The sequence below is a fragment of the Cohnella kolymensis genome (genome assembly GCF_000829465.1).
GTDB classification, from domain to species: domain Bacteria; phylum Bacillota; class Bacilli; order Paenibacillales; family Paenibacillaceae; genus Cohnella; species Cohnella kolymensis.
The window spans coordinates 21,652-44,419 of the sequence record NZ_JXAL01000004.1 but is presented as its reverse complement, the minus strand read 5'-3'; the positions used below and the strand labels follow the sequence as shown (position 1 = coordinate 44,419).

The window sequence follows — 22,768 nt, the reverse complement described above, 5'->3', positions numbered from 1 at the left end:
GAATTTAGGGAACAAAAAAAGGCTCCCAGGAGTAAACCTGGAAGCCTCCCTCTTTTGTTTTACCTAAACCACGGAAAGACATACATGACGACAAAGTACAGAATCCCGAAAAAGATGATGAGGTAGGCCGCATACTTGATAAAAGTGGACAATACTAAGCTGGAGTCCGACTTATGCTCTACACGGCGCTCTTCAATATCCACATCGCGTTCGACCATGGTATACTCCCCTCCTATCTAAAATGTGACTGCAATTTCTTGTAATTCGGTAATAATACCGTTTACCACTTCCATGAAAAAACCAAACTTCCATATTATGATAAATTTTTTATGTTTCAAAGTGAAAAGATTCGGGTTATAACAAACTTAGAGCACTTTTTTAAACCAAGTAAATTCCGTTCCATGTAGAAGGAAGAAGGGAGATTTTCATGTTATCTAATAAATTCTCGCTGCGCACAGAAAATCGGGAGGGCCAGACGATCGTCTTTGTAAGCGGAGAACTCGATCTTGAGGTCGCATCGCAAATGAGAGCAGCCATGGAACCTTTGATGGAGTTGTCCGACAGGAGGTTGACGCTTAACCTTCGGGATTTGAAATATATCGACAGCACCGGGATCGGAATTCTCATATCCGTTGTAAAGGCACGCCACGCGCGTAACGCTCCTTTTGACGTAGAGCATGTTCCGAACAATATTCGCAAGCTGTTCGACATGACAGGCATTACTCCGTTTCTTGCGAAGGCGGAATAAGCGATCACAAAGAGAGGAATGAGGAGACCCATCCATGACAAAAGATAGAGATGTTACGCTGACTGTACCGGCACAAGCCCAGTTCGTCGACTTGGTCCGGCTTACCTTGTATGGAATCGCAAGTAAGATGAGATTTACGTTCGAGGAAATCGAAGATATGAAAGTAGCGGTTTCCGAAGCTTGTAATAATGCCGTCCTTCATGCCTACGGCGGAGAAGATGGGCAGATTGAGATACAATTCGTCGTTGGCGTCGAAGAATTGACCATAACGGTAAGGGATAACGGCATGAGCTTCACCGCTGCCGATACCAAAGAATCGCCTTCCCTTCACGGCAAGTCCATTGACGAAATCCAGTCGGGCGGATTGGGTCTGTATTTGATGCAAGCGCTAATGGACCGGGTTGAAGTACATCATAATGGGGGCACGGCGGTAGTGCTGACCAAGAAAAGGATGTCGACGGAAGAATCCGCATGAGTTCACCACAATCCGCGCGTATGCCCGACGACGCGATTAAGGTACTACTGGAATATCAAAAGACGCTTGCCAACGATTTGGCCGAATGGCTGATCCGCAATTATGAACCGATGGTTAAAATGGCGGCAAACAAAATGTCGCGCAATCGTCCTGATCTGTTCGACGATTTGTTCCAAGTAGGGCAAATGTCGTTGTTCCGGCTTCTGAAGCAGTTCGACCCCGAGCTCGGAATGCCGTTCGAACCGTATGCGATGAAAAGCATTATCGGCCACATGAAAAACTACTTGAGGGACAAGTCCTGGTATGTGCAAGTTCCTCGGCGGATTAAGGAGAAGGGGCTCGTCGTGCAGCAGGCCATAGACGAGTTGATGGTCACCCTCGAGCGCTCTCCTAACGTAGAAGAAATTGCGGCGTATCTCGGACTGGAAACGGAAGAAACGCTCGAGATTCTAGCGGGCAGGGACTTATACCATTATGTATCCTTGGACACGCCCATCTCGGATGATGAGAATACGGCCGTGTTAGGCGAATTGATAGGTTCTCCAATCGACGATTTCAGCGCGCTGGAGAGGAAGCTTGATCTTGAGGAAGCGATGGAGCAGCTGAAGCCGGAGGAACGGCAAGTACTGTTGATGGTGTTCGAGAGTGGGCTGTCGCAGCGGTCCATTGCCGATGAACTCGGCGTCTCCCAGATGAGCATCTCACGCATCCAAAAAAGAGCGATCGACAAGCTCAAGCAGCTTCTGGCCGAACACGCCGATGAGGATGAATAAAAAAGATAAAAACCATTTGATAAGCGGCATTCACTCGAGCGATCAATCAGCGCCGAACCGCTTCTCAAATGGTTTTTTAATGTTGCGGCATCCCGTTTCATCCCTTCTGTGGGGGGTAATATTCTATACCGGCAATCCCCAATTTCCGTAAAGGAGTTGTAAATGATGACGGTAAAATATCGGATCCGGTGCGCTGAAAGTGACATTTTCGTATTGGAGAAGCAGGAAGGGTACCATTTGACGATCGGTGCCCGCGTCAACCCACTGAGTTTCGGTAACAAGCTCGCCGAGTACGAGTCACTCGGGGCAGCTGTAGATGCGGCGGAGCAGTTTTGCAAAATGTATGCGCTTTCCAAGGAATACGGGTATCATCTGGAGAGTTCAAAGCTTCAGAAAGAAGGCAAGGATCCCATCCATGTACCTGAATTGCTCAGCTCGCGTCTTTCAGCCGAACAGATGCGGAGTATGCTGGATGAAGAACAAGCCGTTATGTACATCTAAATTCACTCGCCGATGCCCCAACCGGGGCATCGGCTTTTTTTGTGTGGGCGCGGGTTTCCCGAGTCCTTGCCATGCCATGCCTCTCGTATGCTCGGGCACGACAAAGTCCCGCCCGGCTGCCGTTTGGCCTCCGGGCGGGACTTTGCGTACATCTATTTAATGTTGGATCGGATCGTCGATCAGGCCTTCTTCTTTGAGCTGCTGCCCGGTTTTCAACCGGCTCAGGTCGCGGCCCATTCGCTCCATATCCTCGAAGTCCTGGACCATCGATCCGTTCTTCGCGGTCTCAATCGGCTTCGCGGCGGTAGGACCGGATGGGCGGCGGTCGCCGCGATCCGGGGAATACGCTTTTTTACCCTCCGAACCGACAATGCGCGAGCGGAGAGCGTACCATCTCTCAAGAGCAACGTTGCGAACCTCTTCGGGGACGTCGGAATCGGAAACCCCGTCGAAATAGGAAGCTTCACCATCCAGCGTTATCGTTCCGTCTTGCTCTTGATAGGGCAGTTGGAAAACGTAGGCGCCTTTGGTGGATTCCAATTCCGCACGGAAAGTCGAGTGATGGATAACGGAATCCCGAACGAATCCGAGCTGAGATAAAGCTTCCTTCACGTGGGACGACGGGCCGCTAAGCATCATCAACTGTTTCGTTTTCATATGCTTTTCCCCTTTCATAGTCAACAAGATAGGCCAAATCCCGGCGATTAATCGCCGGGTATGGCCTGTTATTGTTGCCGAGAGATTTACAATTGCGGATTAATTAAAGCTTGAACCGTCTTTCGGGTTTTTTTGCTCTTCTTTCCAGGTCTGCACTTCGTCTTTGGCTGCAGTTACAGCGGAGCGGGTTTTAGCCATAATATCCGTCGCTTGCTGCCCAACCTGCTGGACCATCTCCGAGGTCTTGGCGCCTGCATCAGTCAGCGCTTGTTTCGTCCGATCCTGTGCGTCCATATAGCGCATCTTAATATCTCCGCGCAATTCACGACCCGGTTTAGGGGCGAAAAGCATGCCGGCAGCTGCGCCGATCGCGCCTCCGATCAAAACACCTTTCAACATTCCACCTTTGTTCTCACTCGTCTGAGCCATGGGAAGTCCTCCTTCGGTCTTTCAGAATAGTTTAGTCAGCCGATTCACGCCGCTCTGCGGAGCACGGAACCAAGCAAACCCAGCACAAAGACGAACAGCATCGTACCGATGATTGCCGGTATGACAGCAAAACCTGCAATTTCAGGGCCCCAGGAACCGAAAAGGTAAGCCCCGACCCATGCGCCGGCAAATCCGGCAATCATGGAACCCAGCACACCGCCGGGCATATCGTGTCGGACCAGCGAATCACCGATGATGCCGATCAGAACGGCCATGACAATGCTGATGATGATTCCCCACATTCCGATCTACCTCCTTTTCAAACGGTATAAGGCGTCTGGCTTGTTATGCCGTCCTTGTTTACCTTTACCCTCCCCCCTATTAAAATGAAACGTAGTCTTTCCGAGGACAGCGCTTTCGTCTACAATAGGGACAGCAACATGTGGAGAGAGAGGACAAATATGGACTACAGGGATTCCTACAGATCATCGCCGATTCATTGGGGAAGCGGCTATTTAGGTGAGAGCGGGGATCGGCGATGGAAACCGCTGGATGTTGTATTGGTGCTGCTGTTGACGCTGATTGCCGGCTTAATGGCTTTTGCCGATTTAGGAGAGCGTACGGCGCCGCAAACCTTCTGGAAGCCCGAAAAGGCCGGGGAAGGCTTTATTGTGGATTTCGGCCGGCTGCAGCATGTCGATCGCATTAATCTGTACGAAGGACCCGGCGCCAAAGGCGAAACGAAAATCGAATCGTCGGCTGACGGGCAAAATTGGGAACTCTATTTAAAGGTAGAACATCACACAAACCGCGTGTTCACGTGGAAGCATGAGGACAAGCCGGTTGAGACGCGTTACATGAGGTTTATTACCGAACGAACCGGGTATCGCTTATATGAAGCCGCCTTTTTTAATAAGGAAAGCGCAGCTCCGCTCGCAGCGGCCCAAATTGAACCGCTGAGGGAAACAGGAAACGGAGCCGACGGCGGCCAATTCGTATTTGACGAGCAAGAGCTTGCTCCGTACCGTCCGGATTACCGCAACAGCATGTATTTTGACGAAATATATCATGGCCGAACCGCATATGAGTTCATTGAAAAAATGGAGCCTTACGAGAACACTCATCCTCCGCTCGGGAAACTGTTGTTATCCCTTGGAGTGGACTTGTTCGGAATGACTCCTTACGGCTGGCGTTTCATGGCGGCGGTGTTCGGAACGTTGATGGTGCCCGTTTTTTATGCGGTGGCCAAAGGCTATTTCGGGCGTACGAGATACGCTTTTCTGGCGGCATTGCTGCTTGTGCTGGAAGGCTTCCATCTCGTTCATTCGCGCATGGCGAACGTTGATATTTTCGGAGTTACGTTCACCATTATCATGTTCTACGCGATGCACCGATACGGAGAGATGCAGTGGCGAAGCGGGGGTTTCCGCAGAAGCTTGGGGCCTCTGGCGCTCAGCGGCATTTTCTTCGGAGCCGCGGCTGCGGTGAAATGGAACTATCTGTACGGCGGCGCGGGCTTGGCCGTTCTGCTGGGCTTCGCCCTGTTCAGGCGCTGGCGGGAAGCGCGCAGGGATGGCCGGCGCGGAACTGCCCGGCGGATCGTGCTGACGCTTATGGCCTGCATGATTTTCTTTATTGCGATTCCTGTCGGGATCTACACCGTATCTTACAAACCGTACATAGAGGCAACCGCAAAGGACGATAACTATACAGATTTATGGCAGTATCAGAAAGATATGTACCATTATCATAAAGGTGTGAAAGAAAAGCATCCGTATTCATCCAAATGGTACACCTGGCCCTTGATGCTGCGGCCGGTATGGTATTACGGCGGCAAGGACCTGCCTAATGGACAAGCTCAAAGCATTGCCGCGATCGGCAATCCGGTCGTCTGGTGGGGCGGGCTTCTGGCCATGCTGACCGCTTGGTGGTTCGGATTCCGAAGCAGGGATCGCATCGTCCTCACGCTGAGTGTCGCTTTTTTATCGTTCTATGTGCCTTGGATGGTCGCGCCGCGAAGCATCACTTTCTTGTATCACTATTTTCCGATGGTACCTTTGCTTATATTGTTCCTTGTGTGGAATTTCCGTTGGGTTGAACAGCGCAGCCGTTACGGCTACCGGTGGACGGCTGGAGTTGTCTGCACAGCGGCGGTGCTGTTGATCTGGTTCTATCCGGTGCTTACCGGCATGACAATTTCCCGGGCATGGATGAATGATGCCATCCGCTGGCTGCCAAGCTGGGGTTTCTAATAAGCATTCCTGCGAGAGCCGGCGCTGCATTGAAAGGGGTTTACAAGTTGAAACAGCATTGTTTTCTTTCCGTTGTCGTGCCGATGTACAACGAAGAAGAAGTGATCGAAATTACATATCGCAGATTGACGGCGGTATTGGAAACGTTCGACGAAACCTATGAGATCGTATTCGTGAACGACGGCAGCAGGGACCGCACATCCGCCATCGTACGACGCTTTTGCGAGCAAGATTCGCGTGTGAAGTTAGTGGAATTTTCCCGTAACTTCGGGCATCAGATTGCGGTCACTGCAGGTATGGATTATGCCGCCGGACGGGCGGTTGTGCTGATCGACGCCGATCTGCAGGACCCGCCGGAGCTGATTATCGAGATGGTTGCACGCTGGCGGGAAGGCTTTGATGTGGTTTACGGGCGGAGGGTCGAACGCAGAGGCGAATCCTGGTTTAAGAAAACGACAGCCTCATTGTTCTACCGTTTTCTGCGCTCTATGACTTCGGTGAATATTCCGGTAGACACCGGCGATTTCAGGCTGATGGATCGCAAAGTGTGCGATGCGCTGTCCGAGATGCGAGAACGCAGCCGCTTTATTCGGGGCATGGTGAGCTGGGCGGGATTCCGTCAGACCTCGGTGGAATATGTCCGCGATGAAAGGGCGGCGGGAGAAACGAAATACCCGCTGCGCAAAATGATCCGGCTGTCGCTCGACGCGGTCACATCTTTTTCGACGAAACCGCTCAAACTGGCGGGCATTCTCGGTTTTCTTTTATCCGCGGCCGGCTTCGTTTATTTGATTGTCGTATTATTTCAGCATTTTTTCACGGAGACGACGACACAGGGCTGGACTTCGTTGATCGCGATCAGCCTGTTATTCCACGGCATTACTTTGTCGCTGCTCGGGGTAGTGGGGGAGTATATCGGACGCATTTACGAAGAAGCCAAAAGGCGGCCGCTGTATCTCGTGTCCGATCAGTTGAATTTCAGCAGCCGTCCCGGCGAAGCGCCGCAGAGGGATCATAGCGATTCGACCGAACGCGCATGATGCAATAAATAGTCGACTTGTGGCCCAATCCGGCGGTTGGGCTTTTTTTGGTTTTCACTTGCAAAAATGAAAAGCACTTTCCGCCATTTCGCGATTATAACCTTTTCGATATACTTAAGAGAAACATGGCCTTCCGGGGAGAGATGAGGGTAATGGAACAGCTCGCTCATTTGAAACAGGAGTTTGTCTGGAGGTTCGGAGGCAAGGCGGATGACATTTCCGTATTCCAAGCGCCGGGACGGGTCAATCTGATCGGCGAACATACGGATTATAACGGAGGCTCCGTCTTTCCTGCCGCGCTCACTTTCGGGACGACGTTACTGATAGCGCCGAGGTCCGACCGCCGGCTAGGATTCGCATCCACCAATTTTGCCTTGACCAAAGAGATCGCCATGGATCAGATTGCTTTTTCGGAGCAGGACGATTGGATTAATTACCCCAAAGGGATCGTCTGGGAGCTCGGGCATAGAGGCATTCGGCTGAGCCGGGGATACAATTTTCTGTTTCACGGGGAAATACCGAACGGTGCCGGCTTGTCCTCGTCAGCGTCCATTGAAGTGGTTACCGCTTATGCGCTGCTCAGCTTGGAGGGAAAACCGGCCGACACTGTGGAAATTGCGCGCTGGTGCCAGCATGCGGAGAATGAGTTTGTCGGGGTAAAATGCGGCATCATGGATCAGTTCGCAGTCGCCAACGGGCGTAAAGATCATGCCATCATGTTGAATTGCGATACGCTGGCGTACAAACTGGTCCCGTTTCAATCCGGTGATTACAAGCTGGTCATCGGCAATACCAATAAGCGGCGCGGCTTAGTAGATTCGAAATATAACGAGCGCAGATCCGAATGCGAGCAGGCGGTGCAGGAGCTGCAGCAAGCTTTTCCGGAGCTTGCTCTGCTGGGTCAGTTGACTTTGGAACAGTATGTGGCGAACGAGCACTTGATTTCCGACGATATCGTTCGCCGGCGCGCGCGCCATGTGGTGGAAGAAATCGATCGCGTAGCACGCTCGATTCAGGTGCTCGGCGAAGGCGACCTCGCGGCTTTCGGCAGGCTGATGAATGCTTCTCATGATTCGCTTCGCGACTTGTACGAAGTGACAGGCATCGAGCTGGATACGATGGTGAATGCCGCACGGCTTGTGCCTGGAGTGCTGGGCTCCCGCATGACCGGAGCAGGCTTCGGAGGATGTACGGTATCCCTTGTTCATCTGGATTCTGTTGAGAGGTTCATTCAGGATGTAGGCAATACATATAAAAGGGAGACAGGATTAAGCCCGGCATTCTATGTTTGCGACATCGGCGACGGTGTCCGAAAGTTAACGGGGGAGGCGTAAATATGGCAGTGCTTGTAACGGGTGGAGCGGGATATATCGGTTCGCACGCGGTGGCGGCGTTACTGGAAAAAGGTGAAGAAGTCGTTATCGCAGACAGCCTTTATCAAGGCCATGAACAGGCGGTTCTTGGCGGCAAGCTCTATATCGGCGACCTGCGGGACGAACAATTCCTTGCTCAAGTATTCGGGGAGAACGACATCGACGGCGTCATCCACTTCGCGGCCAATTCTCTTGTCGGCGAAAGCATGGAAGACCCCGGTAAGTATTACCACAATAACGTTTATGGAACATTATGCCTGCTTGAGCAGATGAAAAAAGCCGGTGTCAAAAGGATCGTCTTTTCTTCGACTGCGGCGGCTTACGGGGAGCCGGAACGGGTGCCGATCGACGAATACGACCGGACGGTGCCGACCAATGCGTACGGAGAAACCAAGCTGGCCATGGAAAAGATGATACGCTGGTTCGATACGGCTCATGGCATCAAATCCATCTCCTTACGTTATTTTAACGCGGCGGGCGCACACGAGTCCGGGAAAATCGGGGAGGATCATCATCCCGAAACCCACCTTGTTCCTCTCGTGCTGGAAGTGGCGCTGGGACAACGCGAGCACATAACCGTCTTCGGCGACGATTATCCGACGGAAGACGGCACATGCATCCGCGATTACGTTCATGTGAGCGATTTGGCGGATGCGCATCTGCTTGCGCTCGATCGCCTGCGCCAAGGCGGTGAGAGCGCGGTCTATAATTTGGGCAACGGGCTGGGCTATTCCGTCAAGCAGGTGATAGAAACGGCGAGGCACGTTACCGGCCATGCGATTCCGGCGGTCACCCGCGACCGTCGTGCCGGAGATCCTGCGGTACTGGTGGCCTCATCGGCCCGGGCGCGCGATGAGCTCGGCTGGAGTCCGTCACGCAGCAGGCTTGAGGATATCATCTCAAGTTCATGGAACTGGCATCGAACCCATCCGGAAGGTTTCAAGAGCTAGCGGGGAGGTTATGACAATGAATAAGGCAGCTTACGCATCCGCCGACGATTCCGGGGCAAAGCTGGCGCTGCACATTGAAAGGCTCGTTGCGTTCGCGCTCGCCAATGAACTGATCGAGCCGCTTGATGTCGACGCATCGCGGAACGCTCTATTGGACTTGTTTGAGCTGACGGAACCGGCGCCTGATGTGCACGCTGAACAACTTCCGGATAGCCCGGTACCGCTGCTTGAGCCCCTGCTGGACGCCGCGGCTGCAAGAGGCCTGCTGCCTGACGACACCTCGACCCGCCGGGATCTGTTCGACGCCCGCATCATGGGCTTGTTGATGCCGCGGCCGTCGGAAACCAACCGTAAGTTTCGTGAGCTCGTGCAGCACGACGGGGCTGCGGCCGCCACCGATTGGTTCTATCAGCTGAATATCGATGCCAACTATATTCGGATGGATCGAATCAAGAGAAACGGCTATTGGAAGCATGCGACACCGGATGGGGAGCTTGAGATCACCGTTAATCTGTCCAAGCCGGAATTGGATCCGAAGGAAATCGCCTTGCTCAAAACGCTGCCGCAAGGCAATTATCCTAAGTGTCTTCTCTGCAAAGAGAATGTCGGCTATGCGGGTCGTCCCGATCATCCGGCGCGGCAAAACTTGCGGATTCTGCCTTTGACACTGCAAGAGGAGCTCTGGTATTTCCAGTATTCGCCTTACGTCTACTACAATGAACACAGCATTGTTTTCTGCGGCCGCCACACGCCGATGAAGATTTCGCCCGCCACTTTTGCGCGGCTTTTCGATTTTATCGAGCAATTTCCGCACTATTTTATAGGCTCCAACGCCGATTTGCCGATCGTGGGCGGATCGATATTGAATCATGATCATTTTCAAGCCGGACGCCATGTCTTCCCCATGGAGAAGGCTCCAGTGAATGATTGGCACACAGTTGTCGGCGAGCCGGGCGTAGCGGCAGGAATCGTTCGGTGGCCCATGTCCGTCATTCGATTAACCTCTCCGGATCGGTCCGCTCTGCTGAGAGCAGCGGCTCACATTCTGACCGTGTGGCGAAGCTACAGCGATCCGGATGCCGACATACTGGCTTTCTCGGAGAAGGGAAACGAACATGTCGAGCATAATACAATCACTCCCATCGCGCGAATGAAGGATAACGGCGAGTATGAGCTAGACCTTGTTCTGCGGAACAACCGTACGAGCGAGCGTCACCCGGACGGTATTTTTCATCCGCATCAAGAGCTGCATCACATCAAGAAAGAGAATGTCGGTTTGATCGAGGTCATGGGTCTTGCTGTGCTGCCGGGAAGGCTGCAGATGGAACTCGGCCAGATCGCCGGAATTTTGGCAGGACGAACGGCTTACGATCCGGAGGCACTGGCTGCGCAAGATCATCCGCTTCACAAGCACGCCTCATGGATCGCCGGCCTTGTCGATAATCATGGGACTACGCAATCTGAAGCTTCTGCAGAGCGGTTAATAAAAGCTGCAGTGGGTGACAAGTTCTATGCTGTGCTGCAGGACGCCGGCGTCTACAAAACAGATTCCCAAGGACGTGAAGCATTTCACCGTTTCTTGAAGGCGGCTGCTGTCATCTGACGACGTACTTTCATTAGCGAAAGGAGAAATCGCACTTATGGCAACGATAGCTATCAAGGAGATCCATCATGAAAAATGGGGACGCGTCGTATCCATCAACAACGGGAGCATTGAACTCTTGGTCACAGTGGAGTTCGGACCGCGCATTATTCATCTCTCCTCCGCAGCCGGCAGCAACTTGTTTTTTGAAGAAGAAAAACAGGACATCCGCAAAGAGCGAGATCCGGTTTTCGATCCCGTCGGCGGCGGAAACTTCAAATTGTATGGCGGACACCGTCTATGGACAAGCCCTGAGCGGGTACCGCGGACGCCTACCCGGATAACGAGCCGGTGGATTGGAACCAGAACGGCGAGACTACTGTAGTGTTTAAAGCGACTCCGGAGCGATGGAATCAGCTCACCAAGGAAATCGAGATTCAGATGGATCCGGCAGGACTGAACGTGAAAGTCATTCACCGGATTACGAACAACGGAGCGTGGCCGATTACATTCGCACCATGGTCGCTGTCCGTGATGAGTGCAGGAGGCCGGGCAGTCGTGCCGATGACCGCGAACGACACCGGGCTGCTTCCGAATCGCCGCTTCGTCCTATGGCCATACAATCGTCTGAATGATCCGCGCGTCGTTTTTACGGAATCGGCAATTGTCGTGAATCAAGGGGAGGGACCGACTCCTTACAAATTCGGTTGTGACAACGAAGCGGGTTGGGCGGCATACAGCAATCATGGTGATACTTTTGTCAAACGGTATGAACCGGCTGCCGGAGGCGTTTATCCGGATTACGGCGTTTCGTTCGAACTTTACACGAACAGCTCGATGCTCGAGTTGGAAACCTTAGGCGAGCTGCAGACGGTCGAGTCCGGGTCTACCGCTGTCCATACGGAAACCTGGCATGTGGTTAAAGGGCTTGATTTGAAAAACGGTTCGGAACAGCAAGCTGTGGAGCAGATACTGACATATGTTGAAAAATAACGATCAAAAATCCCGCCTCACGATTTCGTGGAGCGGGATTTCTCGTTGTACGCTTGTTCGCCGCCGGTTCCGGCATCCGTCAGCAGCTTGATCATATGCCTCACGGCCTGATTCAGCCATTTCTTCCTGTGATGGACGATTTGTGTATAGAAGGTGATGTCGGAATGGGTGAAAGGGAGAGCGACCAGCCGCTTATCCTCTAATTCGCGGGCTACTGCAATGCGAGGCACAAGAGCGATGCCCAGTCCATATGCGACACACTGCTTGATCGCTTCTAAGCTGCCGAACTCATGGTGAATATGATAAGTTACCCCATGCTCACCGAGCAGGCGCTGAAACGCTGCGCGATAAGTGCAGCCCTGCTCCGTCACAATAAGCGACTGGCCATCCAACTCCGCGAATCCTACCCGGTCTGCCAAGCACAGCCGGTGGCCGGGTTCAGCTACCAGAACAAGAGGTTCTCTGCGTATCGGAATCGCTTCGATATCTTCATCCTCGACAGGCCGATCGAGAATGATGCCTAAATCCAGTTCGCCCGTTTTCACCAATTGAAAGATGTTTGCATGTATGAGCGGATTTACTTGGAGGTTGATTTGCGGGAAGGATTGCAAGAAACGGTGAAACAATGGAGGAAGAAAGAAAGCCATCAGCGACTCGATTGTGCCGATCTCCAGATGCCCCTTCACCTGCCGGGATATGAGGCGCTTGGAGTCTTCATACATGTTAACGATTTGCTCGAAAGTATCGCGCAGCTGCTCGCCGGCCGATGTCAAACGCATCGATCGTCCGTAACGCTCGAACAGCATGACGCCATATTCATTTTCGAGCTTCTGGATTTGCGCGGTTACACTGGACTGTACGTACCCCAGATTTTCCGCCGCTTTCGTAAAGCTTTGACAGCGCGCCACTTCCAGAAATGACTTCAGGTAAAGCAAATCCACCGGACCACCGTCCTTAGTAACCGTCACCGAATGAGTTTTAGAAAAATTGCCGCAACGCCGCGCGGACGTCCTCTGCCATGGTCCAACCTTAAGGATCTCAATAAGCGTACCTTTTCCAACCGATGTTTTTGCTCTAATTGGATGGTTTCCCATATTTTATAGGTAGAATAATCATGAATCAACATCTTTTTTCGCCTCCCGAATATTTTACTTGCTCATCATAACAGCGAGGGGGGCGAAGCAGTTAGCGAGCCTTTTTCATGACTGTAATCGAAATAAATGATGGAAACGCCACCAAGCCTGACAGGCTCACTTACTATGGTATTCAGGCGCAGGTACAAAAGAAAAAGCGGGCCTGCAGCCCGCTAATTCTGTTGAAACTAACTGAAATCTCGCATTAACGGGCCTCAAGCTCGGAATAACGGCCCGGAGGCCCGTTAATAAGGTCGCCAAGCTTATCTCGCGAACATGCGTCCGTGCCGTGAAATTATGCTCTCAATCTGCCGAGCTCGGATACGAGAGCTTCCACTTCGCTGATGCTGAAATTTTGTTTGGAGGCAACCATGTCGTAAATATCTTTGATATCCTCGTATTTGTCCACGGAAAAGCTTGAGGACTGCATTGCGGCGCCTGTAGCCATGCGCAGCTTGGTTTTGATGGCTTCGATCATATATTCAATGTTTTGCGGGGTCGGCTCGTTCAAGTTCATGGCGAAACTTCCTCTCCGGATATAGGTTTGACGATATTGTACCATACAAAACCGCACGCGCGCCGAGCTTCCCTGCTTCCGTTCGGTGGCATTCCGCTTAACGGAATGGTAACCTGAAAATAAAACGCACCGTGTGAAAGCTGAGGCGGACATACATGGCGGACCGGAATCCGTATTTGGCACAGAGAACGGATGCTGCGGGCTTGGCGTCTTTCATGGCGCAAGTGGCGGCTTCGCACTCTTTGGATGAATTGACTTTTCTATGCATCGGAACCGATCGTTCTACCGGAGACAGTCTTGGGCCTTGGGTCGGAACGATGCTCAAGGACCGCGGGTTTACCCGAGTCATCGGCACACTGCCGGAGCCTTGCGACTCGATTCGGCTGCCGCAAATGATTCCATCCCTTGCGCAAATGGGTACAATTGTTGCAGTGGACGCTTGTCTCGGCCGGCCCGAGGCTGTAGGGGCTTATCTGGTTGCGACCGGCCCGCTAACTCCGGCGCGTTCCGTCGGTAAAGCATTCCCGCCTGTCGGAACGTACAGCATAGCAGGCGTTGTGAATGTCTCGGGTCCGAAACCGTATTGGAATTTGCAATCGACTTCGCTTTACCGGGTAATGGGCATGGCGGCTGAAATTACGGAAGCCATCGTCCGTCAATGGCCGTCCCGATCAAAGGAAAGGTTGTGAGGGTATGATGAAAAAAGTACATTTATCGACCGGAAAAATGATTGCATACGATGAAGCGGGTACCGGTACCCCGATTGTTCTGCTGCATGGATATTGCGGGAGCCATCATTATTGGGATGATGTGATTCCCTTGCTGTCGGCACGCTATCGTGTCATCGCTCCGGATTTGCGCGGTCATGGCGCGTCCTCGGCGAGCGAGGGCGTTTACACAATGGAACAGTTAGCCGGCGATACGGCGGAGCTTATGGATGAATTGAAACTGCAAAAGGTCTATCTGTTAGGCCACTCCTTAGGGGGCTACATCTCGCTGGCCTTTGCGGAACAGTACCCGGATCGGCTGCTCGGCTTCGGACTGATGCATTCCACTTCGCTGGCGGACAGTGAAACCGCCAAGGAAAATCGCGTGAAGGCTGTAGAAACGATTCAAACCAAAGGGGTCAACGCCTTTGTGGACGGCCTGATCCCGAAATTGTTCAGCGAGGAACATAAGAAGAGCAAGAGTCACAAGGTCGATCAGGCAAAGGAGATCGGTTACGCCACGTCACCGCAAGCTGCGGTCGGCTGCGCGCTCGGAATGAGGCAGCGGCCGGATCGAACTGCGGTGTTGTCAGGATCGGACCTTCCGGTTCTCTTGCTGGCAGGGGAACAAGATGCCGTCATTCCTCCGGAAAACAGATTCCCGGTATCTGACGATAACATTACGGCAATCACGCTGAAAGACGCCGCACATATGGGAATGATGGAAACGCCGCAAGCTTTCGCCGAAGCGATTCTCGAGTTCCTTGACCGGAAGGGCAGCAGGTAAGGGAAAGGTCTTTTTCATCAAGAAGGAGAAGGTGTAATGAGCAGTAAAATGGATTCGCAGCAATGGCGGGATTTCGTGCAGGAAATCGTATCGAACGGCCGCCTGCTGCAAGCGACGTTCAGCGGACCGCGGCGCAAGGACGGGGACACCGCACGTAAATTAACGGTTCGTCCTGTGACGCTTAAAACCGGAATGTATTATCAATTCGAGCGCCTTCAGGACAACAAAGCATTTCATGAAAATATCTCGGAGGACGAGGCGGCCGGCAAGCTACTGGACGCCATGGAGCTTTATAAGCAAGCGCTCATCAAGTCCCCCGAAGCGGACATCCAGGTGCTCGCAGATAAGAAAGGCGGAATCACACTGATCAGCGGTTCTCCTACCGCGAAGGCAGACCGGCAGGCAACGGCGCATAACCGGAGCAAGGCCTATGTCATCCCAGAAGGAGAACCCGTCCCTTTCCTGATTCGGCTTGGCGTCATGACATCAGAGGGCAGAGTGGTCAAAGCCAAATACGATAAATTTCGCCAGATCAACCGGTTCCTCGAGATGGTATCCGATGTGCTTGACGATCTGCCCCGCGGCAAGCAGCTGACGGTGGTCGATTTCGGGTGCGGCAAATCTTATCTGACATTCGCCTTGTATCATCTGCTTGCAATCAAAGAGAAGTTCCCCGTGCGGATTATCGGCCTGGATTTAAAGGCTGACGTCATCGAAACCTGTTCCCGCATCGCTGCAGATTTGCAATGGGACGATCTGAAATTCTCGGTCGGCGATATCTCGAAATATGAAGGGCGGACGGACGTCGATATGGTCGTCACGCTTCACGCCTGCGATACGGCAACCGATGCGGCGCTGTTGAAAGCAATCGGCTGGAACGCGAGTGTCATCCTATCGGTTCCTTGCTGTCAGCACGAGCTGTTCAGACAAATTTCGCAGCCCGCCCTGAAGCCCTTGCTCAAGCACGGCATATTGAAGGAACGCTTTACAGCACTCGTAACGGACGCGGTGCGGGCCAATTTGCTGGAAGTCGCCGGTTACCGGACCCAATTGCTGGAGTTTATCGATATGGAGCATACCGCCAAAAATATTCTGATCCGCGCGGTAAAAGGACGTAAAACAGGCGAAGAGGACACTGCCCGTGAATATGAAGTATTCCGCGATTTTTTAGGAATCCGGCCCTTTATGGAGCAAGGGCTCGCTGAAAATGTGTCAAAAGTCTTAAATATTAAGAGCTAAAAGTCCTTAAAATGCTGTTAGAAAGTGCAACATTATGGTAAAATTAGAAGATAGCTCGTCCCTATCTTTTATTTTACTTTTTCTGAAAAGGTGAATGCTTTGGCATTGCTCTGGCCTGATTTAATGTTGTTCGCACTCCTGTTTATTTTGTTTGTATGTGTTATGGCATTCAATCGGATCACGCAGACGCACAAAGTTTATTTGGTTTTCCATTTTCTTATGATGCTCTGGCCGCTCGGACAGTTTGCAGTCGTGTTGACCGAGTATCCGGGCATTCAACTTTTTTTCGTCAATATTTCGTTCTTGGCGATGGGTATGCTGGGTCCCGGATGGCTTATCTTTGTCTTCTTTCTTACAGGGCGCGTCAACGAGCTCACACCGAGAAAAATCCTCGCTTATTTTGCGCCTTCCTTACTCTGTATCATCGCCGCAGCCTGGAATCCCCAGCACCTGTTCATGTCGCCGGTCGGCGGCAGTTATATCGACCGCGTCTACGGACCCTTGTTCTGGGTGCTTGTGCTGGTTCAGTTCGCCTATTTCTTCAGCGCTTTAATGAGCATGTTCCACGCACTCAAAACCGTCAAATCGCTGAATCAGCGGAGGCAGCTCGCAACGGCTCTCATCGGTATGTTCGTGCTCACAGGCTTCGGCCTGCTCGATTTGTCTCGTGAACGTTCTTTTGGCCCAGTGGTCCTGCCGATCATTCCAGGGCTGCTCGCTCTAGGCATTTTATTATCCGATGTCTGTTTCGTGGTCGCGATTTCCAGGTTCGGCATGTTCGATATATTGAGCTTGGCTCAGAAAGACATTTTTCAGCATATGGCTACAGGAATCGTTGTCGTAGAGAGAACGGCAAAGTGCTGGAGGTTAACCGCGGCGCTGCCCCGTTCCTGCAGATCAACAAGGGCGACACTTTTGAAATGGACAAGTTTCTGGAACCTTTGCAGACTCATGGTGAAGCCTATGAGTTTTTGTACAGGTACCTTCACCACCCGAACGAGAGAATGCAAATGGAATTCTCGCTGCAAGAATACGGCCGCCATGTCTCGATTCAAATCTCTCCCGTGCTCGACGACCGCCGAACGCTGCTCGGCCGGATCATTACATTTCATGACGTCACGGAGCTGCGCAAGCTGGTTGACGAGATGAACCGCAAAAATGAAGCGCTGCATGAACGGAATATGGAATTGATCGCAATCCAGGACGAATTGTTCCGCGTCAATCAGAAGCTCGAACAGATGGCGATCACCGACGGGTTGACAGGGTGCTTCAACCGCCGTTATCTTATGCAGCAGCTCGAACATGAAGTGCTTTTGAATATGCGCTATCGTATCCCCTACTCGATCCTGCTGTTCGACATCGACCATTTCAAGCAGATTAACGATCATTACGGCCATCTTGTCGGAGATGAAGTCATTCGCAGTACGGTGAATATCGTCCGTGACACACTGCGCAGACCGATATACTCGCGCGTTACGGCGGAGAGGAATTTACGATTTACCTACCTCATACGAGTCGCGAGCAAGCGCATCTTTTGGCCGATCGCATCATGCACGCCATCGCCGATAACCGTGTGGATACGGGTACGGAACAAGTCAATGTGACGATCAGCATGGGCGTTGTTTCCGAGTCCGGCGAAGGTCTTCAATTCGACGATACGAAGGAGTATTTAAGAGAATTGTTCGCCCGCGCGGATACCGCTTTGTATATGGCGAAGAACAATGGCCGCAATCGTGTCGTAATTGCGCGTTAAATGACGAATAAAGTCGATAACTTGAAAAATTAGGATACTATCTCTATTGTTTTGTGATAGAATTATTTCCGACAGTCATGCAGACACGATAATAGCAAACCTGCTGAAAAGCAGGGGCGCAAAGCTATAGGGTCTAATGTTCGCAAGAACGATGACAGCCTGGCCGCCGAAAAGTCCTAAACCTGGGCGTTGGCGGATCGCAGGCTGCTTCTAACGGAAGCTGCTTTTTTTATGAAATTTTGCAGTTTTGAGAGGTGGCATGAAGCTATGGCCAACACAGACCGGGATTCTCCTCTATCACTAAGTTTGCTGCTTCACTGCCGAACCGTTGTGGAGAAACAGAACTTCGTATCCACCGGCATCCTGACTCACGTCGAGGGAGAGCTCATTGAAATCGAACTCCCCGAATTTGAGCTTTTCGAGCTGGGTGAGACGGTCAAGTTAACGATCTATTCTCCAGCGGGAAGACAATCCATCCAATCTATTGTTTTCGCCAAATACGAAGGTGCGATTGCGCTGCTCCAACCGCCTGAGTTCCAGAAGCGTTTCACGGAGAAACGGGAGCATCCGCGTGTGCCGGTGTCCGGATCGGCGAATATACTCGGTGTGCTTGATGACGCAGGCAATGAGACCCTGCTCGAGCAGCCTTTGGAAATTGCGATCAACGACATCAGCCTTGCAGGTGTCAGTTTCATGGGACCCGATTCGCCGTATCTCAGTAGAAACACACGTGTGACGGCCCATATGCAGCTTGGCTTCGGCTTTAACTGCGAGTTGCAAATCGTGCGGCGGGACTTACAAGAAGACCAGGTGCTTTGCGGAGCGAAGATGAATGTTCTGGATCCGGAAATGATTCGTCCCCTTCGAGCGCTCATTTTACGGCAGCAGGTTGAAAAACACGCTCAGCAGCGCCAGAACCCCGCTCAGACTAAGCGGTCGTTCTAACCATTGCGATTCAGGCCGTTCGTGTACATAGCGTAGATTCAGGCCGACCTGCGGCCTGTTTTTTTTATTTGCGGCAGGCTCGTTGATAGGTGAGGGGGAAGCGGTCCATGAGTTGGCTGCGCAAGGATTTACCGGCGATGCTCGGATTCGTCGGCGCGGCGTCCGTATTAGGATGGTCGGCTTACCGCAGCGGAATGTTTTTTGATACCGATTTCTATCGGTTGGAAATCGTTCTATTTATCTCTTTCTGTGTGTGGTGGGCCGTTCGACTGCTCAGGGAGCGCAGAATGGATGTGCCGCTTTGGAGCTTGCTTCCGCTGTGTATGGCGCTGCTGTATGCAATACACCTTGCTGCGGAGCCGTTGTCGGTGAAAGGGAGCACGGACTCAGCGCTTCGGTGGACGGCTTATGCTTGCTGCTCGGTGCTGTGCTCAGCATTATGGCACAACAAAGACAGACGTAAATGGGGATGGGCAGCCATTCAGGCTTCCGGTTTGCTCCTGCTTGCCGGGGGCTGGGCCGGCTGGTTCGGGTGGCTTTCGTTCCCGGATATCGTACTCAGGTTTAACGATGCGGAGCTGTCTGCAACCGGGGCACGCTTGGCGGGCTTTATGCAATATCCGAATGCCTACGGTGCCGTTCTTGCCGCATTTCTGCTTATGCAGCTGCAGACTTGGGGACGGGGATCAGGCTCGGCGCGGTTTGTGGCCGCGTTCTCCATCGTTCCCTTCGGAGCTGCGCTGCTGCTAACGGAATCGCGAGGCGCAATCCTCGCATTGCTGCTTGGAATTGCTCTCAGCTGCTTGCTGCTCGATCGTCAGGCACGCCCGAGGCTGCTCGTATCCGCAGGTGTCGCATCGGTACTGTCCGCTGTTACGGCTAAACAAGCATGGAGTTACTTGCTTGAGCATCAGGTCGGAGCCGTCTGGTCAGCGGCGGCTTGCTGTCTAGCGGCTGCCGGTCTGCTGATCTTGCTTGACCGTAATTGGCGGTATGAATGGTTTGGGCGCAGATCATGGGTGCGGCGGATTGTCCCGTGGCTGGCTGCCGCTATTGGGGCACTGATTGCCGGCTGGCTCGTATTCGGTGCGGCAGGGGAGCGGGTGGCCGCAAATTATGGGACGGTCGCTTCGCGGCGGCTTTTTTACGCGGATGCTTGGGAGATGTTCAAGGATTCACCGTGGCTCGGCTGGGGCGGCGAGACTTGGCGGATGCTGTTCGGATTGTATCAACGTCAGCCTTACGTGGGCAATGAAGTGCACAGCGGATATGTTGAAATCCTGCTCGATACGGGGCTGGCCGGGTTGGCGCTGCTGCTGTTCATGCTGGTTGTGTTTATAGTAAAAATGTGGCGCTATGATCGGACTGCGATTGCTCCGGCATCCGTTTTACTGGTTCATGCGGCCGTGGACTTTGATTGGTCCTATGCTTACGTATGGCTGCTGCTCATTGCATGGGTCATGCTGCATGTCCCGCCGGCAGTGCATGGCGGGCATCGCGCTCCGGCGCGCACTGCGGCGCCGGCTGGCCGCGCCGCCCTGTCTGCGCTGCTGCTAGGCAGCGCTGCGGTCGGGCTCTGGGCGGCTTGGCGCGGTGACGCCGCCGCCAGCGCCCGCAGCGCCGCCGGCGCAGCGGCGGCACCTGCCGCGCGGGCAGCACAGCTGCGCGCGGCGCTTGATGCGAATCCCGCGTGGGCGCGGATTCGCCTGGAGCTCGCCCCGATGCTCCCGGCACGGGAGCGGGCGAGCATGCTTGAGGCGGGGCTGCGGTATGAGCCGCTGGCCCCGCCGCTATGGTTCGAGCTCGGCATGGCTTATGCCGAGCTCGGCGATGTTGCGCAAGCGCGCAGCGGCTTGCGCGAGGGTTTGAGGTTGGAGCGGTTCAACCGCGACAACCAGACCGCCGCGATCGCGAGCATGGCCCGTTTCGCCGAAAGCCGGCAATCCGCCGGCGATGAGCCGCGGGCACGCGAGGCGGCGGAAGCTGCGGTATCGTTCTTCCGGCAATACCGCGCGCTCGATCTTGAAGTGACGGCCATGGACCGTCCCGCCAACGGCAAAAGCTTTGCGCTCACGACTTCAGCCAAGTTCAACGCCGCCAAATGCTTGCTGATATTGGCGCGTACGGACGAAGCCCATGTATTATTGCTGGAAGTGATTGCGGAAGATGAAGGGCAATGGAAAGAAGAGGCACAGAAGCTGCTCGACACCGGCTCGTCAAATTGACACCGTTGCAAAATAAAAGGGGCTGGCCTTCAGTCGTTGTCACGACCTAAGCCAGCCCGTTCATCCGCCGAATGCGTCGCGGAACGCCTTCTTCAACCGCTCCCGATCCACATTCCACATCGCTGCGATCTCTTCGCTGATCTGCTCATCCCACCAATCGGCCAGCAGCTTGCGGTTGCTGTGATTCTGCGCAATCCATGACAGATTGTCAATGACCTTTCGGACATAGAACGCCTCCGCTTGCCCGAGTAACGTAGGGGGGATGTGCTGCTTCAATCTTTTCGCCGTACGGTACAGCTCGTTGCTGCATGTTCTGCGAATGCTCCGCGGGGTGGGAAGCGGTGCCGAATGCTTCTCCTGAAACATTTTCATACAGTTCACCGTGCCTCTCTCCTCATACCCTATGCGCAAGAGAGGGGGTGCGTCACATTAGTCCACGACCAGATAACCGACCATCGGACCGCCGGAATTCATGTCGGTGTGCGTCGTGCAGACGATCCGGTAGACGCCTTCCTCCTGGGGAGTAAAGCGGACGACCGTCGTTTTGCCTTTCAGCACTTTACCGGATATGTTCAGGCCTTCGATCACGAACGGATGAGACTGTCCGTTGACCCCTTTAATCCGTAATTCCACCGGCTCGCCCTTTTCTAAGATGATCGTTCCGGGATAGAAGAGATAGGCTTCCAGCTTTTTGCCGCCGTCGGAGGTTGCGTTAAATTCCCCTGTGACAAGCTCGATCACCCGCGCATTCTGCTCCGCAGCTGCCGGCGCCATTGCCGGATCGGACTGCCGCCAGCCGATATAAGCACCCGTCAATATAACAGCCACCGCCAAAATCGTGTAAAATTGAATCTTTTTTCGGCTCAGCACAACGATTCTACTCATGCCGCTCTCTCCTCTTCAACTTTGTCCATCTACCGAAGTGTATGCGCCGGCCCGTCCCGTCATGACAAGCCTGCCGCCTGTTGCATAAGTGGAAGAAGCCTGTCGGCGTGTGCTAGAATAGATACGGTCAAAACGTCAAAGGGAGCAGGTTCTTATCATGATGGATACGCTGCATGAATGGTTAGCCCAGGTATTGCTATGGGTCGAGAGTCTGGGTTATTGGGGCATTATTATCGGACTTGCTATCGAGGTCATTCCGAGCGAAATCGTGTTAGGCTATGCGGGTTACCTCGTGTCCAAAGGGGACATTTCTTTTACGATTGCGGTCATGTGCGGTACGATCGGCGCGGTTCTGCAGCAGTGGCTGTTGTATGCGATCGGCCGATTCGGGGGTCGTCCGTTCCTGGACAGATTCGGCAAATACCTGCATCTGAAGTCGAAGCATATCGACATCGCCGAAAGGTGGTTCGACAAATACGGGCCGATCATCGTGTTCACCGGGCGGTTCGTGCCGGTCATGCGTCAAGTCGTATCCATTCCGGCAGGAATGGCCCGCATGAACTTATGGCAATTCACTTATTTGACTATACTCGCTTCCATCCCTTGGTCGATCCTGTTTGTCTGGCTGGGTTCGACACTCGGAGAAAATTGGGAGACGATCGGTGAGAAAGCCGCACCTTATGTGCAGCCGATCATTCTGGGCGCTATTGCGCTGCTGATCGTTTTTTTCCTTTACCAGTATTTGCGCAAGAGAGGCAAGACCATTTAGAATGTGGATACATATCTAGGAAAAGTGAGGGATGG

The 22,768-nt window shown here is 53.1% G+C and carries 26 protein-coding genes, 1 pseudogene and 1 riboswitch; of the genes and pseudogenes, 19 read left to right on the top strand and 8 right to left on the bottom strand.

The annotated features are described in order from the left end of the window. Window positions 1–59: 59 nt before the first annotated feature. Window positions 60–218, bottom strand: coding sequence for a hypothetical protein (locus SD71_RS24165; RefSeq protein WP_165418308.1), 159 nt, complete (start codon window positions 216–218; stop codon window positions 60–62). 209 nt (window positions 219–427) lie between these two features. Here SD71_RS24165 and SD71_RS05440 point away from each other — a divergent pair, with 209 nt between their 5' ends. From SD71_RS05440 to SD71_RS22020, 4 genes are all read left to right on the top strand, one after another. Continuing rightward, window positions 428–748: an STAS domain-containing protein gene (locus SD71_RS05440; RefSeq protein ID WP_041060700.1), complete on the top strand. Its 321-nt coding sequence runs from the start codon at window positions 428–430 to the stop codon at window positions 746–748. Between the two features lie 34 nt (window positions 749–782). Continuing rightward, on the top strand, window positions 783–1,223 hold the full coding sequence (rsbW, locus tag SD71_RS05435; RefSeq protein WP_041060697.1) for an anti-sigma B factor RsbW: 441 nt from the start codon (window positions 783–785) through the stop codon (window positions 1,221–1,223). Beyond that, entirely contained in the window at window positions 1,220–1,996 is a 777-nt protein-coding gene (locus SD71_RS05430) for a sigma-70 family RNA polymerase sigma factor (protein ID WP_041060694.1), read from the top strand. The genes rsbW and SD71_RS05430 overlap by 4 nt, the downstream gene beginning before the upstream one ends. A gap of 162 nt (window positions 1,997–2,158) precedes the next feature. Further along, window positions 2,159–2,497 (top strand): hypothetical protein, encoded by a 339-nt coding sequence (locus SD71_RS22020; protein WP_152619348.1) that lies wholly within the window; start codon window positions 2,159–2,161, stop codon window positions 2,495–2,497. 156 nt (window positions 2,498–2,653) lie between these two features. Here SD71_RS22020 and SD71_RS05420 read toward each other — a convergent pair whose 3' ends face one another. The 3 genes from SD71_RS05420 to SD71_RS05410 all read right to left on the bottom strand — a co-directional run bounded on the left by SD71_RS05420 (window position 2,654) and on the right by SD71_RS05410 (window position 3,885). Next, window positions 2,654–3,154 (bottom strand): hypothetical protein, encoded by a 501-nt coding sequence (locus SD71_RS05420; protein ID WP_041060691.1) that lies wholly within the window; start codon window positions 3,152–3,154, stop codon window positions 2,654–2,656. A 99-nt stretch (window positions 3,155–3,253) separates the two neighbouring features. Continuing rightward, window positions 3,254–3,583 carry a YtxH domain-containing protein gene (locus SD71_RS05415; protein ID WP_052475992.1) on the bottom strand — a complete coding sequence of 110 codons (330 nt, stop codon included), beginning with the start codon at window positions 3,581–3,583 and terminating at the stop codon, window positions 3,254–3,256. Window positions 3,584–3,627: 44 nt separating this feature from the next. Continuing rightward, a complete protein-coding gene (locus SD71_RS05410) occupies window positions 3,628–3,885 on the bottom strand; it encodes a GlsB/YeaQ/YmgE family stress response membrane protein (protein ID WP_041060688.1) in 258 nt (85 codons plus the stop codon). A 159-nt stretch (window positions 3,886–4,044) separates the two neighbouring features. Between SD71_RS05410 and SD71_RS05405 the strand changes: the two genes are divergently transcribed. From SD71_RS05405 to SD71_RS05380, 7 genes are all read left to right on the top strand, one after another. Further along, window positions 4,045–5,835, top strand: coding sequence for a phospholipid carrier-dependent glycosyltransferase (locus SD71_RS05405; protein WP_041060685.1), 1,791 nt, complete (start codon window positions 4,045–4,047; stop codon window positions 5,833–5,835). Window positions 5,836–5,882: 47 nt separating this feature from the next. Then, window positions 5,883–6,875, top strand: coding sequence for a glycosyltransferase family 2 protein (locus SD71_RS05400; protein WP_041060682.1), 993 nt, complete (start codon window positions 5,883–5,885; stop codon window positions 6,873–6,875). A 152-nt stretch (window positions 6,876–7,027) separates the two neighbouring features. Continuing rightward, window positions 7,028–8,209: a galactokinase gene (locus tag SD71_RS05395; RefSeq protein WP_041060679.1), complete on the top strand. Its 1,182-nt coding sequence runs from the start codon at window positions 7,028–7,030 to the stop codon at window positions 8,207–8,209. A 2-nt stretch (window positions 8,210–8,211) separates the two neighbouring features. Further along, window positions 8,212–9,198, top strand: coding sequence for a UDP-glucose 4-epimerase GalE (gene galE, locus SD71_RS05390; RefSeq protein WP_041060677.1), 987 nt, complete (start codon window positions 8,212–8,214; stop codon window positions 9,196–9,198). A 16-nt stretch (window positions 9,199–9,214) separates the two neighbouring features. After that, a complete protein-coding gene (locus SD71_RS05385) occupies window positions 9,215–10,801 on the top strand; it encodes a UDP-glucose--hexose-1-phosphate uridylyltransferase (protein ID WP_052475991.1) in 1,587 nt (528 codons plus the stop codon). Between the two features lie 37 nt (window positions 10,802–10,838). Next, a complete protein-coding gene (locus SD71_RS22015; protein WP_052475990.1) occupies window positions 10,839–11,165 on the top strand; it encodes a hypothetical protein in 327 nt (108 codons plus the stop codon). Further along, window positions 11,132–11,773 (top strand): hypothetical protein, encoded by a 642-nt coding sequence (locus SD71_RS05380; RefSeq protein ID WP_152619347.1) that lies wholly within the window; start codon window positions 11,132–11,134, stop codon window positions 11,771–11,773. The genes SD71_RS22015 and SD71_RS05380 overlap by 34 nt, the downstream gene beginning before the upstream one ends. 17 nt (window positions 11,774–11,790) lie before the next feature. On the opposite strand, the gene SD71_RS05375 is transcribed toward SD71_RS05380, so the two are convergent. Next, window positions 11,791–12,714, bottom strand: coding sequence for a LysR family transcriptional regulator (locus SD71_RS05375; RefSeq protein ID WP_052475988.1), 924 nt, complete (start codon window positions 12,712–12,714; stop codon window positions 11,791–11,793). Between the two features lie 487 nt (window positions 12,715–13,201). After that, the gene (locus SD71_RS05370) at window positions 13,202–13,423 is read right to left on the bottom strand and encodes a DUF1128 domain-containing protein (protein ID WP_041060671.1); all 222 of its coding nucleotides are present in this window, start codon (window positions 13,421–13,423) and stop codon (window positions 13,202–13,204) included. Between the two features lie 155 nt (window positions 13,424–13,578). Between SD71_RS05370 and yyaC the strand changes: the two genes are divergently transcribed. From yyaC to SD71_RS05340, 7 genes and pseudogenes are all read left to right on the top strand, one after another. Beyond that, a complete protein-coding gene (gene yyaC, locus SD71_RS05365; RefSeq protein WP_041060667.1) occupies window positions 13,579–14,112 on the top strand; it encodes a spore protease YyaC in 534 nt (177 codons plus the stop codon). Between the two features lie 7 nt (window positions 14,113–14,119). Then, window positions 14,120–14,917: an alpha/beta fold hydrolase gene (locus SD71_RS05360; RefSeq protein WP_041060820.1), complete on the top strand. Its 798-nt coding sequence runs from the start codon at window positions 14,120–14,122 to the stop codon at window positions 14,915–14,917. A 36-nt stretch (window positions 14,918–14,953) separates the two neighbouring features. Beyond that, on the top strand, window positions 14,954–16,156 hold the full coding sequence (locus SD71_RS05355) for a class I SAM-dependent methyltransferase (RefSeq protein ID WP_041060664.1): 1,203 nt from the start codon (window positions 14,954–14,956) through the stop codon (window positions 16,154–16,156). A gap of 99 nt (window positions 16,157–16,255) precedes the next feature. After that, window positions 16,256–17,305 (top strand): histidine kinase N-terminal 7TM domain-containing protein, encoded by a 1,050-nt coding sequence (locus SD71_RS22010; RefSeq protein WP_052475987.1) that lies wholly within the window; start codon window positions 16,256–16,258, stop codon window positions 17,303–17,305. Then, window positions 17,302–17,909 (top strand): annotated as a pseudogene (locus SD71_RS25800) (GGDEF domain-containing protein). Before SD71_RS22010 ends, SD71_RS25800 begins: the two are co-directional and overlap by 4 nt. A gap of 83 nt (window positions 17,910–17,992) precedes the next feature. Further along, window positions 17,993–18,080, top strand: a riboswitch (cyclic di-GMP riboswitch). Between the two features lie 96 nt (window positions 18,081–18,176). Then, a complete protein-coding gene (locus SD71_RS05345; protein ID WP_041060661.1) occupies window positions 18,177–18,854 on the top strand; it encodes a PilZ domain-containing protein in 678 nt (225 codons plus the stop codon). Between the two features lie 107 nt (window positions 18,855–18,961). Beyond that, entirely contained in the window at window positions 18,962–21,079 is a 2,118-nt protein-coding gene (locus tag SD71_RS05340; protein ID WP_041060657.1) for an O-antigen ligase family protein, read from the top strand. A 60-nt stretch (window positions 21,080–21,139) separates the two neighbouring features. On the opposite strand, the gene SD71_RS05335 is transcribed toward SD71_RS05340, so the two are convergent. Continuing rightward, on the bottom strand, window positions 21,140–21,451 hold the full coding sequence (locus SD71_RS05335) for a hypothetical protein (RefSeq protein WP_041060817.1): 312 nt from the start codon (window positions 21,449–21,451) through the stop codon (window positions 21,140–21,142). A gap of 57 nt (window positions 21,452–21,508) precedes the next feature. Then, the gene (locus SD71_RS05330) at window positions 21,509–21,964 is read right to left on the bottom strand and encodes a cupredoxin domain-containing protein (protein WP_041060654.1); all 456 of its coding nucleotides are present in this window, start codon (window positions 21,962–21,964) and stop codon (window positions 21,509–21,511) included. 157 nt (window positions 21,965–22,121) lie between these two features. On the opposite strand from SD71_RS05330, the gene SD71_RS05325 reads away from it, so the two are divergent. After that, the gene (locus tag SD71_RS05325) at window positions 22,122–22,733 is read left to right on the top strand and encodes a DedA family protein (protein ID WP_041060651.1); all 612 of its coding nucleotides are present in this window, start codon (window positions 22,122–22,124) and stop codon (window positions 22,731–22,733) included. The last annotated feature ends 35 nt before the right edge of the window (window positions 22,734–22,768 follow it).

Excerpts from the sequence above, each read along its gene's own strand:
- SD71_RS24165 (WP_165418308.1), bottom strand. The coding sequence starts at position 218 with ATGGTCGAACGCGATGTGGATATTGAAGAGCGCCGTGTAGAGCATAAG.
- SD71_RS05440 (WP_041060700.1), top strand. The coding sequence starts at position 428 with ATGTTATCTAATAAATTCTCGCTGCGCACAGAAAATCGGGAGGGCCAG.
- rsbW (WP_041060697.1), top strand. The coding sequence starts at position 783 with ATGACAAAAGATAGAGATGTTACGCTGACTGTACCGGCACAAGCCCAG.
- SD71_RS05430 (WP_041060694.1), top strand. The coding sequence starts at position 1,220 with ATGAGTTCACCACAATCCGCGCGTATGCCCGACGACGCGATTAAGGTA.
- SD71_RS22020 (WP_152619348.1), top strand. The coding sequence starts at position 2,159 with ATGATGACGGTAAAATATCGGATCCGGTGCGCTGAAAGTGACATTTTC.
- SD71_RS05420 (WP_041060691.1), bottom strand. The coding sequence starts at position 3,154 with ATGAAAACGAAACAGTTGATGATGCTTAGCGGCCCGTCGTCCCACGTG.
- SD71_RS05415 (WP_052475992.1), bottom strand. The coding sequence starts at position 3,583 with ATGGCTCAGACGAGTGAGAACAAAGGTGGAATGTTGAAAGGTGTTTTG.
- SD71_RS05410 (WP_041060688.1), bottom strand. The coding sequence starts at position 3,885 with ATGTGGGGAATCATCATCAGCATTGTCATGGCCGTTCTGATCGGCATC.
- SD71_RS05405 (WP_041060685.1), top strand. The coding sequence starts at position 4,045 with ATGGACTACAGGGATTCCTACAGATCATCGCCGATTCATTGGGGAAGC.
- SD71_RS05395 (WP_041060679.1), top strand. The coding sequence starts at position 7,028 with ATGGAACAGCTCGCTCATTTGAAACAGGAGTTTGTCTGGAGGTTCGGA.
- galE (WP_041060677.1), top strand. The coding sequence starts at position 8,212 with ATGGCAGTGCTTGTAACGGGTGGAGCGGGATATATCGGTTCGCACGCG.
- SD71_RS05385 (WP_052475991.1), top strand. The coding sequence starts at position 9,215 with ATGAATAAGGCAGCTTACGCATCCGCCGACGATTCCGGGGCAAAGCTG.
- SD71_RS22015 (WP_052475990.1), top strand. The coding sequence starts at position 10,839 with ATGGCAACGATAGCTATCAAGGAGATCCATCATGAAAAATGGGGACGC.
- SD71_RS05370 (WP_041060671.1), bottom strand. The coding sequence starts at position 13,423 with ATGAACTTGAACGAGCCGACCCCGCAAAACATTGAATATATGATCGAA.
- yyaC (WP_041060667.1), top strand. The coding sequence starts at position 13,579 with ATGGCGGACCGGAATCCGTATTTGGCACAGAGAACGGATGCTGCGGGC.
- SD71_RS05360 (WP_041060820.1), top strand. The coding sequence starts at position 14,120 with ATGAAAAAAGTACATTTATCGACCGGAAAAATGATTGCATACGATGAA.
- SD71_RS05355 (WP_041060664.1), top strand. The coding sequence starts at position 14,954 with ATGAGCAGTAAAATGGATTCGCAGCAATGGCGGGATTTCGTGCAGGAA.
- SD71_RS05345 (WP_041060661.1), top strand. The coding sequence starts at position 18,177 with ATGGCCAACACAGACCGGGATTCTCCTCTATCACTAAGTTTGCTGCTT.
- SD71_RS05340 (WP_041060657.1), top strand. The coding sequence starts at position 18,962 with ATGAGTTGGCTGCGCAAGGATTTACCGGCGATGCTCGGATTCGTCGGC.
- SD71_RS05335 (WP_041060817.1), bottom strand. The coding sequence starts at position 21,451 with ATGAAAATGTTTCAGGAGAAGCATTCGGCACCGCTTCCCACCCCGCGG.
- SD71_RS05330 (WP_041060654.1), bottom strand. The coding sequence starts at position 21,964 with ATGAGTAGAATCGTTGTGCTGAGCCGAAAAAAGATTCAATTTTACACG.
- SD71_RS05325 (WP_041060651.1), top strand. The coding sequence starts at position 22,122 with ATGATGGATACGCTGCATGAATGGTTAGCCCAGGTATTGCTATGGGTC.